This is a genomic window from Sphingomonas panni (genome assembly GCF_022664435.1).
GTDB lineage: Bacteria > Pseudomonadota > Alphaproteobacteria > Sphingomonadales > Sphingomonadaceae > Sphingomonas > Sphingomonas panni.
In genome coordinates this window covers 68,563-82,574 of record NZ_JAKREU010000002.1, presented here as the reverse complement: position 1 = coordinate 82,574, position 14,012 = coordinate 68,563, and the positions used below count along the sequence as shown (strand labels likewise).

Genomic DNA, 14,012 nt, shown 5'->3' with positions numbered 1-14,012 from the left:
TTTCCGATCCCTGAGTCCGGGACGATTGGATCCTGGCATGGACACTCGTCATAAAGCTGTGATTTTATCGGGAGATACGACGCAGGGGCGACAACATCAAATCATGCGGTAAACGCTTTCAATCTGCGCCCGCCTGCCGCAACCTCCGATTACGCTTGGCATCGCTCCATCTGCCAGCTTCGCTTCCGCAAGGGATGACGCCGATGAACCGTGTTACCATAGCTCTTCTCCTCGCCACGGTGCTGCCAGCGATTCCCGCTGCCGCCCAGTCTGCCGGTCCGACGATCCGCACCGATAACGGTAGCGTCCGAGGGGAAGCTGTCGAGGGCGTGGAGAGCTGGAAAGGCATTCCCTTCGCCGCGCCGCCGGTCGGACCGTTGCGCTGGCGCGCGCCGCAACCGGCGGCGGAGTGGACCGGGGTCCGCGACGCCACCCGCTACAGCCCGGACTGCATGCAGAAGCCGTTCCCGAGCGATGCCGCGCCGCTCGGCACCACGCCGGCCGAGGACTGCCTGTACGCCAATGTCTGGCGGCCCGCGGGGGCCAGGGGCAAGCTGCCGGTGCTGGTGTGGATCTATGGCGGCGGCTTCGTGAACGGCGGGGCGTCGCCGCCGACCTATGCCGGTGCGAACATGGCGAGGAAGGGCGTGGTATTCGTCAGCTTCAATTACCGCGTCGGCCGCTTCGGCACCTTCGCCCTTCCGCAACTGACCGCACAGAATGCCGATGGTGGGCGCCTGGGTAATTACGGGATCATGGACCAGGTCGCGGCGCTGCAGTGGGTGAAGCGCAACATCGCGGCGTTCGGCGGCGATCCGGCGAACGTGACCATCTCCGGCGAAAGCGCCGGCGGTATCTCGGTTCATGCCCTCGTCACCTCGCCCGAGGCGAAGGGGCTGTTCGACAAGGCCGTGGTGATGTCGGGCGGCGATGCGAAGGCGTTCACCGGCAATACGCTGGCAGATGTCGAGAAGATCGGCGGAAACTTTGCCCGGACCAAGGGGATCGATCCCGCCGCCCCCGACGCATTGCAACGGCTGCGTGCGCTGCCGGCGGAGGATGTGGTCGACGGGTTGAACATGGCGCAGATGGCTGGACGCGCCGGTGCGCCGCCGACCAACTCCGGACCGTTCGTCGACGGTAAGGTCGTGGTCGACGTGCGCAAGGCATATGAAGAGGACCGCTTCGCCCGGATGCCGATGATGATCGGTGCGACCAGCGCCGATATCGGCGGCAAGAGCGGCTTCATGATCGCGGGCGGACGCGAGGCATCGGCGATGATCGCCGACAAGGGCGTGCCGGTCTGGGAATATCGCTTTTCCTATGTTGCCGATTCCGTCGGGCAGGGCGGTGCCCAGCACGCGACCGACATCCCCTATTTCTTCGACAATGTCCGTATCAAATATGGCGCGCAGACGACGGCGAAGGACGAGGCCGTAGGCGCGGCGATGAGCAGCTATCTCGCCAACTTCGTCAAACGCGGCGATCCGAACGGCGGCACGATGCCGCAGTGGTCGCGCTACACCCGCGCCAATGACATGCTTGCCGACTTTGCTGCCAGCGGCAAGATCGTGGTCGCGCGCGATCCATGGGGTGCAGAGATCGACCGCCTGTCGCAGGCGCTGGCAGCGGCAAAGACATCGGGGCGCTACACAACACTGACTACGCCGATCGGCGAACTGTTCGACAATCCCGCCGCCCGTTCGGTGCTGGAACGCCATGTCCCGGCATTCCTCAAGAACCCGCAACTAGACATGGCGCGCGGCACGACGTTGTACGGCTTGCAGACCTATCTGCCCGACCAGTTCACCGACGCCTTGCTGGCAACGATCGACCGCGATCTGGCAGCCATACCGGTCAGGAAGTAGCAGCTCGAACGGCTGCGGATGATGGCAATTATCGAAGCCAGCCTTCTCGCGAAGCGTTCGGTGCGAAGTGACCTCCAACGTTTCGTCTGCGCGTACGAATGTGCCTGGTAGCGCGAACCGCCCCCGTTCCGGATGAACCGTTCGCCGCGCAACCAGTAGCCGCAAGCGGCCGTCATGAAATGTCAGCGGTACGACGTCCACTGTTACCACAACGGCAGAGAAGGATGCCGCGTCATAACCCGCAAAGAATTCAGCTTCGTCCATAACTCATTGTTAGGCGCGTTGTGCATATAGGCCAATTACATCTTCTGATGGATGGTAGCCGCTGGTTCGGCGTCCACAGCGTATGGAACTGGCCGATTTGCCAGTCTATCGAAGCTAAAATGACCAAGTCGACTGATTGCGCCGAATTTGTCGTGCGTATCGCAATCCGTCCGCTTTGTTCGATTGTTGTGAACGGACCGTCTGCCCGACGCGAGCGTTGAGACGCGATGGCCAGTGTCTCTAACGCCTCACCTGAAGACAAATTGAGATGGCGGCCGCGCAGGTTACTGATCACGCGCTCATCGCTTGCGTTTGCTCATGGCCGTACGATCGCCGAACGGGCAGCGGTGCAGGGTGTGGAGGTCGTCGAGTTGACTGGCGACCGCGTGATGCTGGAGCTGCCCGACGATCGGCGCGCAGCCTATGCCGCTGCGAAATCCACCTTGGCGGTCGTTGTCGCGCCACCCTCGAAGCGCAAACTGCAACCAATTGCGCCGAGTGCTGACTGGCGGGTGGATTTGGCCGAGGGATGTCCTGCGCACTGCAGCTATTGCTACCTTGCGGGCTCGCTGAAGGGGGCACCAATCACCCGCGTCTACGCTAATCTCGACGAGATACTGGATAGTCTACCGGCGTATCTGGGGCAGGGCACGATTACCTCTCGTAGCCGCGACCGGGTGCGTGAGGGCACGACGTTCGAGGCATCGTGCTACACCGACCCGCTTGCCCTTGAACCGATCACCAGCTCGCTGTCGGCGATGGTCGCTTGGTTCGGACAGTGGGACGCCAACGTGCAGCTGCGCTTTACGACAAAATTCGCTGACGTTGCGCCATTGCTCGGGATCGATCACAAACGGCAGACCCGGATGCGCGCCTCCATCAATCCGACGATGTTTGCCCGATTCGAGGGCGGTACGGCGCAGGTTGCCGCGAGGCTCGCGGCGCTGCGGGCGATGGCGCTGGCAGGGTATCCTATCGGCCTGACCATCGCCCCGATCATTGCAGCGCAGGGTTGGAAGGAAGCCTATGGCGGATTGCTTGTGGAAGCCGCAGCGGCGCTGGCGGACGTTCCCGATCTGGATTGCACGGTGGAACTCATCACCCATCGCTTCACCGCCGGCTCCAAAGCAGTCCTCGACAGCTGGTATCCCGGCTCGGCGCTCGACATGCGGCCGGCGAACCGCGTGACCAAGCGGACCAAGTTCGGGACAGAGAAGCAGGTGTACGACGCGCCGACCATGCGGAACCTGCGCGACTTCTTCGAAGCTGGGATCGCGGCGGCAATACCGTCGGCGCGCATCCTCTACTGGACATGACGGTCTTCTTTACCGCCGACACCCATTTTGGCGATCATCGGACGATCAATATCCAGAAGCGTCCCTTCGACAGCGTGGCGGCGATGGATGCCGTTCTGATCGAGCGCTGGAACGCTGTCGTCGGGCCGGGGGATATCGTCTGGCATCTCGGCGACGTGGCCAGGCGGGCGGCCGATGTCCCGGCGCTGCTCGCACGACTGCACGGGGTGAAGCACCTGCTGCGGGGGAACAACGATCCCGACGCCACAGCCGACGCGCCGGGTTGGGCAAGCGTAGCGAGCTATGCCGAGATCGATCTGGCCGGCCACCGCCTGATAATGTGCCATTACCCGTTTCGCAGCTGGAACGGGCAGCACCGCCGCGCGCTGAACCTGCACGGGCATAGCCATGGGCGATTGAAACCCATGTTGCGCCAATATGATGTCGGCGTGGACGCGCGGGGTTTCGCGCCGGTCACGCTGGAACAGATCATCGCTGCGTAACGGCAGCGCGCGTCGGCCCGCTACGGTTCCCCGACTAGACCGAGTGCGCGCGCCGACACGATCCGAAAACCACGGTCGCCGGCAGCGGTCAGCGCACGACGATAGGGGGTGCTTCGCAGGACCGAGCGTCCGAACGGCTCGTCCGCCGCGACCACCAGCATCGTCGTAGTGAGGCCGACCGACGAATGGATCGTCCCGCCAAGGGCCGCGATCGTGTGCGCCAGCGGCCCGTCACGGGGTTCACCGAGGATCGCAATCCGCTCCCCCAATAGCGACCCGCCCGTCACGGGTTTGGGAGCCGGGCCGGGCTGACGGGGCGGGGCCAGCCAATCGGCGAGCGACAGCTTTGTATGTTCGATCGCGCGGACGATCACCCACCCTGCAGCACGGGCATCGCTCAATGCATCATGGTGCCGATGCTGAAGCCCGAGAAAGCGGGCAAGGGTCCCCAACCGATGGTTTTCGAGGTCGGGCCATGCCCGTCGTGCGACGCGGACGCTATCCAGCCACCGGGTTTCGATGACGGGTCGGTCGTGGATGCGGCTCGCGGCGGCAAGCGCGCTCTTGTCGAACAACGAGTGCGCTACGGTCACCTGACCGGCGAGGTACCAGTCGATCGTCGCATGGACATCGGCAAATACAGGGTGCCCCGCCACATGATGCGCGGCGATGCCGTGGATACGGATGTTCGCGGCATGGAATTCGTCGCGCGGATCCAGGAGGGTTTCCCACGCAAACACTTCGCGACCGTCGCGGAAGCCGACTATGCCGACCTGACAAATGCTGCTGGCGCGCGAGCAGGAGGTTTCGACGTCGATGACGACGAAATCCGGCTTTCGTTGGTTCGACGCCATGGTGTCAATATTCGGATTCATCGCCGCTATCTAGGCCCGATCGACATGCGACGGAATGGCATCGAACACGATGCTCTTCCTTCCTGGGGGCGATTGCGCTGCCGGTTCCTAACGGTGTCGTCGCCGTCAAGCGCGTCCGAACGCCCCGATCATCGCCGATACGGAATTAGCCTGCGTCCGTTCGGCAATCTGCTGCGTTCGGCGACGGTAGCGACGGGGATGGGAAAGCCGGCCAATGTCTTGCACGTCCGGGTCGCCGCCTCGCGCTTTGTGCCGGTAGGGCGTCGTCCGGTGGCGCTGCATTTCATCGGTTTTCGCGGGGACGAATATCCCCGGGCGGTCCGGGTCTTCGGCATACCCGATTTCATCCATATCGGCTGGGACCGATGGGCGAGGCAGGAAGTGATGCCCGGCGATACCGCGATATTTGCGAAAGGCACATTCGAGGATGCGCCTTCGCCGTACAGCTACCCCGATCTTCACGAACCCCCAAACGAATAACCGATGACTGACGCCAACGAACCGCCGCCAAAGATTCGGCGCGCTGCGACCGTCTATGCCTCCGGCCAAAATGGTCGATGGACGTCGAGCCGCAGCGATTGTCGGGCAGTGGACCTCGGAACAGGTCGGGGGTGTCGTAGGGGCGGGGGGACGTCGATCCAGTCCCGTCCCAGCACTCCGGCGTGATGGGCGGCCGATGTTCTCGGCCGCCCGTTTGGTCATGCGACGCTGTGCTTTAGCGCGCTCATCTTGTCATGGCCTTCGCGTACCGAACCAAAGGCTTCGGCGATCGCCGAGCGGGTAGGCTCCCGCCAGCGAACAGATGCAGAAGGTTTATGCTGATATCTACATTTGACGCCACCTGATCGATGAGTCGCTACGCGATCTTGCACAAAGTTAGTGCATTGGTACGCCAATGTAAGGCCGACCACGGCCGTGAGGCGATGACCTGCATCATCAATGCCACCAAAACCTTCGGTGGATTCCAAAAATCTTACAGCTGGATTCCGAACCCGCTACGGTAAAGCGGGTAGATGCTATCGTCCAGAATAGCGGGATCTTGGCGCTCCAAACTTGCTCCGGTCCTTGGCAGATCGAACGGAAGGCGTCCCTTTGGCTTCGCGTTGCCCATGGCGGCATCGACGATCGCTGCATCGCTCGCGCCAAATGTGACGATAAGGGCGCGAGCCTTGTCCTTCACCCTGGTGAGGATCGCTGGACAATCTAGGTTTACTGCGACGACAGTGGGGACCTGCGCCGAAGCGCGTTTGAGGGCTTCATAGTCGGGGTCGCCGTCCTCGAAATGCAGCCGTCCTTCGTTCTGACGCGAACCGAAAAAATGGTGCGGGTGGAGACGTTCCGCCGGAGGGTCCATCCGTACGATTGCAACATTCGCACGGGAGGGATCGGTCACCACGACGAACCCCGCGCGGATCGCGACGTGCGGATCGATGCGGTACAGCCAAAGCTTACGCTTCGTCGGTGCCAAGGGGAGAAGGCAACCGCGGTTCTCGAGCAGAACCTGCGCCTCGCGTTGCGCGACGTCCGCTTCACGCTGGCTTTCGGGGGCGCCGACGATTGCGACCGCTGCCTCGGCATCGACATACGGGTTTTCGAACAGACCCATCTCGCACTTCGGTTTCAGGATACGCGCAACGGCCGCATCGATCGCTGCGACCGAGACCGCGCCTGATTTGACCGCTGCCAGTAAGGGAGCGGGATCGTCAACGCCTCCGAACTGTTCGACACCCGCGGTTACGCCCTTCGCGAAGCGCGCCGCCTTGCTGAGCGTTCGACGCCCCACGGCATCGCGACGGCACCGGGCTGCTGTGGGGCGGCGGCTGTGGGCGCGCGACAGGATTCCGGACAGTCGTCGGTGATTGCCCAGTCCGACAGGACCAGCCCGTCGAAGCGTTCGCCGCCGCGCAAGAGGTCCGTGATCAGCTGACGACTGAACCCCGCACCAACCGGTTCGAGCGGACGGCCGTTCAGCGTCACCCCGTCGATGATCGGATAGGTCGGCATCACACCTGTGGCGCGTGCCGCAAACGCTCCATCGAAGGCCATGACATGCTTCGCGAAGCTGCGGTTATCGAGCTTTGCCACCCGGCCGTAATAATTGTGTCCGTCGAACCCGCCGGGTTGCGCGCCATAGCCAACCCAGTGCTTGACGATCGTTGCCACCCCATCGCGGTGTAGGCCGTTCGTGGCACCCTGAAATCCCGAGATGTACGCGGCGACCAACGTCGAAACGAGCTTCGGGTCCGAGCCGAAGGTCGCGGTGACGCGGGGCCAGCGGGGTTCGGAGCCGAGATCGGCTTGCGGGGAGAGTGCCTTGTGGATGCCAACCGCGCGGTATTCGGCGCGCGCGATTGCGCCGAACCGCCGGACGCGTTCCGGATCACGAAGCGCCGCGAAACCCAGCGTTTCGGGCTACAGAGAAAAGCCGCCACCGTGGGTGCTGGCGCCCAGCACGGCCTGGAAATGGTTGCGCGGATCGGTGCTGATCGTGACCGGAATGCCAAGATGGGTTCCCGCGGCGATGCGTTGGATTTCGTTGTTCTGCGTCGCTAGGTCGCGCGGTCCCACGGACAAGCGGGCGATCGCACTGTTTACGTGGCGACTCACGATCATGCGGCGTACGGCCGCCATGTCGTAGCGCGATCCGGTGGCCCCGACCGGATCACCGCTGGGGAGGGAAGCGTGGAGCATCGTCCCCACCTTCTCGTCGATTGTCATTTGCGCGATCAGGTCGGCGATACGCCGTTCGGTCGGTGCTTGCGCGTCTTCGTACAAGTCCATCCGTCCATTATGGTTCAGGTCCCTATAGGGCGGATGGTCGGATGCGGGAGCCGCACCGCCGAGCAGAAGCGCAGGCAGTAGGAGGAGACGATCATACTGTACCACTACTGCCTCTCCTGCACCGGTCGCACGATCGTGGCGCGCGGGTATCCGCAACCGTCTGAGATTGCAGACAAGCGTTAGCCGGATCGGTTGACACACATGTCAAACTTGGTAGGTTTAGCGGTAAATCATAATGACATGTCGCGCTAGATGGCTTGACGGTGTCGCAACAAATTTCTTGGCGAGAGGGATAACATGCCGCAATCGAGCCACGCTGGTGTACCTGATCCAGGGCTTGGCATGATCCATATTGCTGGCGGTCGCTTTGTGATGGGATCCGAGCGCTTCTATCCGGAGGAGGCGCCGGTACGGAAGGTGGCGGTCGATTCCTTCTATATCGATCCAACGCCGGTAACGAATGCAGCGTTCGCGACATTCGTCGCCGCGACCGGCTATGTCACCGAAGCCGAGCGCGCGCCCGATCCCGCCGACTATCCCGGCCTCGACCCGGCGATGGCGAAGGCCGGATCGCTGGTGTTCGAGAAGACCGCAGGGCCGGTCGATATGGACGATTTCAGCCAGTGGTGGCATTTTCGCTTCGGAGCCGACTGGCGTCATCCGCTAGGGCCGGACAGCACCCTCGACGGCCTGAAGGACCATCCGGTCGTCCATGTGTCGTACCGCGATGCCGAGGCCTATGCCGCATGGGCAGGCAAGCGGTTGCCGACCGAAGCTGAATGGGAATTCGCGGCGCGCGGCGGACTGGCAGATGCCGATTATGCCTGGGGCGACGAACTGGCGCCGGGCGGGGCGATGCTGGCCAATTACTGGCAGGGGCTGTTCCCCTTCGCCAACCAGATGCTCGACGGGTATGAACGGACGTCGCCGGTGCGCCATTATCCCGCCAACGGATATGGCCTGTTCGACATGATCGGCAATGTCTGGGAATGGACCAGCGACTGGTACGCCTTGCCGCAAGGCGCGCGTCCGGCGACTAGCGGTAAGGCCCGCAACTGCTGCGCCATCCCGAACCCACGCGGCGCTCGGGAGCGGGACAGCTATGATCCCTGCACGCCTGAAGTGAAGATCGGCCGCAAGGTCCTGAAAGGCGGGTCGCATCTGTGCGCCCCCAACTACTGCCAGCGTTACCGCCCGGCCGCTCGCCATCCGCAATCGATCGACAGTGCCACGACCCATATCGGTTTCCGCTGCGCACTGTCGGCCTGAAACCTTTCCGCTCACCCAAGGAGCCGCCTATGTTCGCCCGTCTTTTCCGTTGGTCCGGGGCAGCCCTTGGCGCTGCGCTCGCGCTTTCTGCGCCCGCAATTGCGCAGGATGCAGCGCCTGCCGCCGCGCCGGCACTCGACATCAAGATGCAGCCGGGGCGTACGTCGCGTCCGCGCAATGTCGTGTTTGTGCTGGTCGATGACCTGCGCTTCGATTCGATGGGGTTCCTGACCAACGGCCTGAAGACACCCAACATCGACTTCCTTGCGAAGAACGGAATCTATTTCCCGAATGCGGTCGTCACCTCGTCGCTCTGTTCGCCTAGCCGCGCGACCATCCTGACCGGGCAGACGGCACGCAACCACGGCGTGATCGACAACAATAATTCGTCGGAGGAAGGGCTGATCTTCTTCCCGCAATATCTCCAGAAGGCGGGATATCAGACGGGTTTCTTCGGCAAATGGCACATGGGCAGCGATACCGATGCGCCGCGTGCCGGCTTCGACCGCTGGGTCAGCTTCAAGGGGCAGGGAACCTATTTTCCGACCGAGCAATTCTCGCCTGCGCAGATTGCCGCCGGGCAGCGCCAGACGCTGAACGTCGATGGCACGGCGGTTAAGCGCACCGGCTATATCACCGACGAGCTGACCGATTATGCGATGGACTGGCTGGAGCGAGGTCGCGACAAGTCCAAGCCGTTCTTCCTGTACCTGAGCCACAAGGCGGTCCATTCCGACGCGAAACCGCCCGAGCGGTACAAGAACCAATATGCCGACCTCGACATCAAACTGCCCGCCAGCATGGCCAACACGCCCGAGAATAATCGCGGCAAGCCGGTATGGGTCCAGAACCAGCGCAACAGCTGGCACGGTGCCGATTTCCCCTATCATACCGATCGCGACCTGCGCGAACAGGTCCGCGACATTTATCGCACGCTGACGCCGGTCGACGACAGCCTTGGCCGCATCATGACCTATCTGCGACGCAACAAGCTGGAGAAGGACACGATGATCGTGTTCTGTTCCGACAATGGCTTCATGTTCGGCGACCATGGCCTGATCGACAAGCGCAACGCCTATGAACCGTCGGTTCGCATGCCGATGGTGGTGTACGCGCCCGGCCTGACGCCGAAGGGCGTGCGCAACGAGGCGGTGGTACGCAATCTCGACCTCGCGCCGACCTTCCTCGACCTCGCCAACATCGTCGAACCGGCGCAGATGGAGGGCAAGAGCTTCCTGCCGATGATGACCGGCCAGGTTGCGGCTAAGGACTGGCAGCCCGGCGACTTCGTGTATGAATATTATTGGGAATGGACGTTTCCGCAGACGCCGACGACCTTCGCCATCGAACGCAACCGGATGAAGTACATCCAGTACCACGGCATCTGGGACATCGAGGAACTGTACGACCTGTCGAAGGACCCGAACGAGATGGTCAACCTGATCGACGATCCTGCGCAGCGTGAAACGCGGCAGGACCTGCGCCGCCGCCTGTTCGCCGCGTTGTCGAACCGAAAGGGCGAGCATGTCGTCCCCTATACCGAGCGGACCAGCCCCGGCCTGATCCTGCGCAAGCAGGGCGGCACGCGCGCCGCAGACTTCCCGGCGGGCTGGTATTTGGCTCCGAACCTGCCGACGCGGATGAACGACCTGTTCCCCGACAGCCCGGCAAAGGACGCCGCCACCGCCGCCGGACGGACCTATTTCCCGGCGCGGGAGGGCGCCAAGTGAGTGGCGCGTTCAGCCGCCGGGCGGTGCTGCGCGGTGCGGCGGCCGGGGGCGTGGGGCTGGCGGCGGCGGGCACGGCCGGCGCCCGCACGGCAGACGGGATGCCCAACATCCACTGGCTGGTCAGCGAAGACAATAATCCGCTGATCGGTACCTATGGCGACAAGTTGGCGCATACCCCGCATATCGACCGGCTGGCACGCGAGGGACTGCTCTACCGGAATGTCTATTCCACCGCGCCGGTGTGTGCGCCGTCCCGGTTCGGCATCCTGACGGGTGTTCTGCCTGAATCCTGTGCGCCGGCCAACCATATGCGCGCGGTCGCACATCTTCCGAGCGAACTGCGCACCTATCCCGAATATATGCGCAGCGCCGGCTATTATTGCACCAACAACGCCAAGACCGACTATAATTGCGACGTCGATCCCAAGCGGATCTGGGACGAACAGGGGCCGAAGGCGCATTGGAAGAACCGCCCGGCGGGCAAGCCGTTCATGGCGGTGTTCAACACGATGACGACCCATGAATCGCGGTTGTTCGGAACGACCCCGGGCCGGGTGAGGCCCGATCAGATCCGCTTGCCCGCCTATGTCCCGGATACCCCGGCGGTGCGGCAGGACTATGCCAGCTATTACAACCTGATGGAGCGGATGGACGGTGAGGTCGGCCGCTGGGTCGCCGAACTGGAGGCTGCCGGCGTCGCCGACGATACGATCATCTTCTACTATTCGGACAATGGCGGTTCGACGCCACGGACCAAGCGATATTGCTATGACGAAGGCATGCGCTGCGCGATGGTGGTGCGCATACCGCCGAAATGGGCGCATCTGGCACCCGCCAGGGCCGGCAGCCGGATCGATGCGCCGGTGACCTTCCTCGACCTTGCGCCGACGTTGTTGTCGATCGCAGACCTTCCCGCGCCGGCAACGATGCAGGGCAGCGCGTTCCTTGGCCATCGGATGAAGGCGCCCAAGTCGCTCGCCTTCGGCATGCGCAACCGGATGGACGAACGCTACGATTTCGTCCGGACCGTCACCGACGGACGCTACCGCTATATCCGCAACTACATGCCCTATCGTCCCTGGGGGCAGAACCAGGCGTTCGAATGGTTGCAGGCATCCTATCAGGATTGGGACGCGCTGAACCGAGCGGGGAAGCTCGATCCCGTGCAGGCGCGGTTCTTCGGGACCAAACCTTATGAGGAGTTCTACGACCTGACCGCCGATCTCGATCAGGTCCGCAACCTGATCGACGATGTTGGGCAGCGGGTGCGGGTCGGTGCGATGCGGCGGGCGCTGGATGCGCATATGCTGCGGATCAACGACAACGGCTTCATTCCCGAAGGCTCGCCGCTCGAAGGCTATGCGCGAAGCCGCGCAAAGGGCGCCTATCCGTTGAAACGGGTCATGGTGCTGGCACAGATGGCGTGCCGTCGCGATCCGCGCAAACTCGCCGCATTGCGGCGTGCGCTGACCGATCCGAACGAGGTCGTCCGCTATTGGGGCGCCAGCGGGTTGCTGATGCTGGGCGAGAATGCTCGGGTCGCCGCGGGCGAGCTGGCAGGCGCAATGGTCCGCGACGGTTCGCCGCAGGTGCGTATCGTCGCGGCGGAAGCGGCGGTCCGGCTGGGGAACGACGCGGGTCTCGACGTGCTGATGCCGCTTACGCGCGTCGACCAGCCGATGCCGCTGCGGTTGCAGGCGGTCAACGCGTTGACCTTCCTGGGCAGGAGGGCTGCACGCGCGCGCCCGGCCTTGCAAGTCGTCGCGCAGGATCGCGAGCTGTTCCTGAAGAATGCGGGGCAGTTCGCGCTACAGGAACTGGACGGCACCTATGATCCGCACAAGCCGATCTTCGACCTCGTCGCCTTCCGCGCGGCAATGCGCGGAGGCGACTGACGTCGGATCAAAAAAGAAAATGTAGCATGACCAGATTGGTCTGCAGATCGCGCTGTCCGGCGGCCTTGTACCCACCGCCGGACAGCAGCCGGTTGGTCGCGACGCGGAGCGAGAGGTGATCGTCGATCTGCCAGCGGGCCGACAGCGTCGGCAGCACTCCGATGAACCGCGCGTCGATCCGGCTGGCAGTGGCTGCCGTGCCATAGGCGACGGCGAACCCATCCTCGATAGAATAGCGCCAGAAGGCCCGCGCACCGAAGCGCAGGTTGAGCGTTCGCGCGGGCAGGATGCTGATCGCTGCGCCGGGGCTGACGAGGTTGGTGAAGCCCAGATAATTGCCGAACGTCGCGTGGCGCTGCGCACCGTAGATTGGGTTGTAGGTCCGCACGACCCCGCCGTCCCGCGATCCGCCCGACAGGATGTCGGCTTGCAGGACGAGGGTCGGTGCCAGTGGCAGGTCGGGGAAGGGAATGCGCGTGTTGGTGATGACCGAAAAGGCGCGGATCGGTCGACCATCGATCGATCCTTCCTGCCGGTCCTAGGTCCAGTCGAGGCGCAGCGGTCCCAGCCGCCCCCACAACCGCGCACCGAACAGATCGCGCCGTTCGACGGTGCGGCGTTGCAGCAGCGCGCTGTCGGCGTCGCTATAGTTGAAATAGGACAGGCCGAGGTTCAGCGAAATCTTCGGCGCGCGGGGCAGGGCAAGCGCGACATAGCTGCCCCAGATCGCGACATCGGTATCGGTCGCGTCGTTGAACGAGCCGAACGCCGGCCGCGTCGGGCGCGCCGCGATCAGGTCGATGCGGAACTTCGGCCGGGCGTGGTACAGCCGGACCGCATCGAAGTTGCGCTCGATATTCTGCGCCAGTTGCAGCGAGAAGATAGTGTTCGACCCGAGCGAAATCTTCTGCCGGCCGATGATCGCGCCAGTCTCTCCGCCGAACAGCTTGTCGCGTACCTCCAGAAAAGCCTGCGACACTTCCGGGCCGTTGTCCTGACGGTTGGGGACCGGCGTTACGAAGTCGCGGCCGGTCACCTGACCCCAGACCAGCTCGCCGATCACCCGGACATGCTTTCCCAGCCGCAGGTCGGCGGTCGCCTGTTCGCGAAACTGGATGCCGAGCTGGTCGGGTTGCGGTGCAACCAGCAGCGACTGGCGGGTCTGATCGAGAGCGCGGACCCGCAGCTGGCCACTCAGCGACAGGTTCACCGCACCCGAGCGGTCGAGCGCGATGTTCTTGAGCGGATCGAACCGGTCGGGACGGCGCTTGCGCGGCGGAGCGTCATGCTGTCGCATGAAGAAGAAACGGCCTTCGCGCGGTCCCTTGTGCAGGTTCGGCGGCAGGTTCGGCCCGATTTCCACCGGGCCGCCGACGACATCCTCAATGGCATCGGGCGGCGGGATTGCGGCGCCGCGTGCGGCGGGCGGACGCTGATCGTCGCTTTGCGCGAGGACGGCCTCCGGCAGCAGCAGCGCGCCGGCCATTGCGGCTGCTTTCCACGCAAATGGAGTCGGAGAAGTAGAATTGGAC

Annotated in this window: 12 protein-coding genes and 2 pseudogenes; 7 read left to right on the top strand and 7 right to left on the bottom strand. The window is 63.7% G+C overall.

Translation table 11 applies throughout. The annotated features are described in order from the left end of the window. The first annotated feature begins 203 nt into the window (after positions 1–203). A complete protein-coding gene (locus tag MF609_RS05150) occupies positions 204–1,868 on the top strand; it encodes a carboxylesterase/lipase family protein (RefSeq protein WP_336944330.1) in 1,665 nt (554 codons plus the stop codon). Here the strand turns inward: MF609_RS05150 and MF609_RS20040 are convergent. Then, positions 1,749–2,132 (bottom strand): NUDIX domain-containing protein, encoded by a 384-nt coding sequence (locus MF609_RS20040; protein ID WP_419723064.1) that lies wholly within the window; start codon positions 2,130–2,132, stop codon positions 1,749–1,751. The two genes, MF609_RS05150 and MF609_RS20040, sit on opposite strands and share 120 nt — an antisense overlap. A 227-nt stretch (positions 2,133–2,359) precedes the next feature. Here MF609_RS20040 and MF609_RS05145 point away from each other — a divergent pair, with 227 nt between their 5' ends. Next, entirely contained in the window at positions 2,360–3,448 is a 1,089-nt protein-coding gene (locus MF609_RS05145) for an SPL family radical SAM protein (protein WP_242415245.1), read from the top strand. Continuing rightward, complete coding sequence (locus tag MF609_RS05140; RefSeq protein ID WP_242415244.1) at positions 3,445–3,930, top strand: metallophosphoesterase family protein; 486 nt, start codon at positions 3,445–3,447, stop codon at positions 3,928–3,930. Before MF609_RS05145 ends, MF609_RS05140 begins: the two co-directional genes overlap by 4 nt. Before the next feature lie 20 nt (positions 3,931–3,950). On the opposite strand, the gene MF609_RS05135 is transcribed toward MF609_RS05140, so the two are convergent. Further along, positions 3,951–4,331, bottom strand: a complete 381-nt coding sequence (locus tag MF609_RS05135) for a hypothetical protein (protein ID WP_242415624.1) — start codon at positions 4,329–4,331, stop codon at positions 3,951–3,953. Between the two features lie 39 nt (positions 4,332–4,370). Then, positions 4,371–4,784 (bottom strand): annotated as a pseudogene (locus tag MF609_RS05130) (exonuclease domain-containing protein); the annotation flags it as partial. Between the two features lie 45 nt (positions 4,785–4,829). On the opposite strand from MF609_RS05130, the gene MF609_RS05125 reads away from it, so the two are divergent. Beyond that, entirely contained in the window at positions 4,830–5,285 is a 456-nt protein-coding gene (locus MF609_RS05125) for a hypothetical protein (RefSeq protein ID WP_242415243.1), read from the top strand. A gap of 493 nt (positions 5,286–5,778) precedes the next feature. On the opposite strand, the gene MF609_RS05120 is transcribed toward MF609_RS05125, so the two are convergent. From MF609_RS05120 to MF609_RS05110, 3 genes are read right to left on the bottom strand one after another with little or no spacing between them, the layout of a single operon-like run. Beyond that, positions 5,779–6,588, bottom strand: coding sequence for a glycoside hydrolase family 3 C-terminal domain-containing protein (locus tag MF609_RS05120; RefSeq protein WP_242415242.1), 810 nt, complete (start codon positions 6,586–6,588; stop codon positions 5,779–5,781). Continuing rightward, positions 6,540–7,157: a glycoside hydrolase family 3 N-terminal domain-containing protein gene (locus MF609_RS05115; RefSeq protein WP_242415600.1), complete on the bottom strand. Its 618-nt coding sequence runs from the start codon at positions 7,155–7,157 to the stop codon at positions 6,540–6,542. Before MF609_RS05115 ends, MF609_RS05120 begins: the two co-directional genes overlap by 49 nt. A gap of 60 nt (positions 7,158–7,217) precedes the next feature. After that, positions 7,218–7,580: a hypothetical protein gene (locus tag MF609_RS05110; protein WP_242415241.1), complete on the bottom strand. Its 363-nt coding sequence runs from the start codon at positions 7,578–7,580 to the stop codon at positions 7,218–7,220. Between the two features lie 348 nt (positions 7,581–7,928). Here MF609_RS05110 and MF609_RS05105 point away from each other — a divergent pair, with 348 nt between their 5' ends. Genes MF609_RS05105 through MF609_RS05095 form a run of 3 tightly spaced genes read left to right on the top strand, consistent with a single transcriptional unit; the run spans position 7,929 to position 12,480 of the window. Further along, entirely contained in the window at positions 7,929–8,855 is a 927-nt protein-coding gene (locus MF609_RS05105; protein ID WP_242415240.1) for a formylglycine-generating enzyme family protein, read from the top strand. A 29-nt stretch (positions 8,856–8,884) separates the two neighbouring features. Then, positions 8,885–10,585 (top strand): sulfatase family protein, encoded by a 1,701-nt coding sequence (locus MF609_RS05100; RefSeq protein WP_242415239.1) that lies wholly within the window; start codon positions 8,885–8,887, stop codon positions 10,583–10,585. Then, positions 10,582–12,480 carry a sulfatase-like hydrolase/transferase gene (locus tag MF609_RS05095; protein WP_242415238.1) on the top strand — a complete coding sequence of 633 codons (1,899 nt, stop codon included), beginning with the start codon at positions 10,582–10,584 and terminating at the stop codon, positions 12,478–12,480. Before MF609_RS05100 ends, MF609_RS05095 begins: the two co-directional genes overlap by 4 nt. A 7-nt stretch (positions 12,481–12,487) precedes the next feature. Here the strand turns inward: MF609_RS05095 and MF609_RS05090 are convergent. Beyond that, positions 12,488–13,777: pseudogene (locus MF609_RS05090) on the bottom strand (alginate export family protein). Between the last annotated feature and the right edge of the window lie 235 nt (positions 13,778–14,012).

Excerpts from the sequence above, each read along its gene's own strand:
- MF609_RS05125 (WP_242415243.1), top strand. The coding sequence starts at position 4,830 with ATGCGACGGAATGGCATCGAACACGATGCTCTTCCTTCCTGGGGGCGA.
- MF609_RS05140 (WP_242415244.1), top strand. The coding sequence starts at position 3,445 with ATGACGGTCTTCTTTACCGCCGACACCCATTTTGGCGATCATCGGACG.
- MF609_RS20040 (WP_419723064.1), bottom strand. The coding sequence starts at position 2,132 with ATGGACGAAGCTGAATTCTTTGCGGGTTATGACGCGGCATCCTTCTCT.
- MF609_RS05105 (WP_242415240.1), top strand. The coding sequence starts at position 7,929 with ATGATCCATATTGCTGGCGGTCGCTTTGTGATGGGATCCGAGCGCTTC.
- MF609_RS05150 (WP_336944330.1), top strand. The coding sequence starts at position 204 with ATGAACCGTGTTACCATAGCTCTTCTCCTCGCCACGGTGCTGCCAGCG.
- MF609_RS05100 (WP_242415239.1), top strand. The coding sequence starts at position 8,885 with ATGTTCGCCCGTCTTTTCCGTTGGTCCGGGGCAGCCCTTGGCGCTGCG.
- MF609_RS05145 (WP_242415245.1), top strand. The coding sequence starts at position 2,360 with ATGGCCAGTGTCTCTAACGCCTCACCTGAAGACAAATTGAGATGGCGG.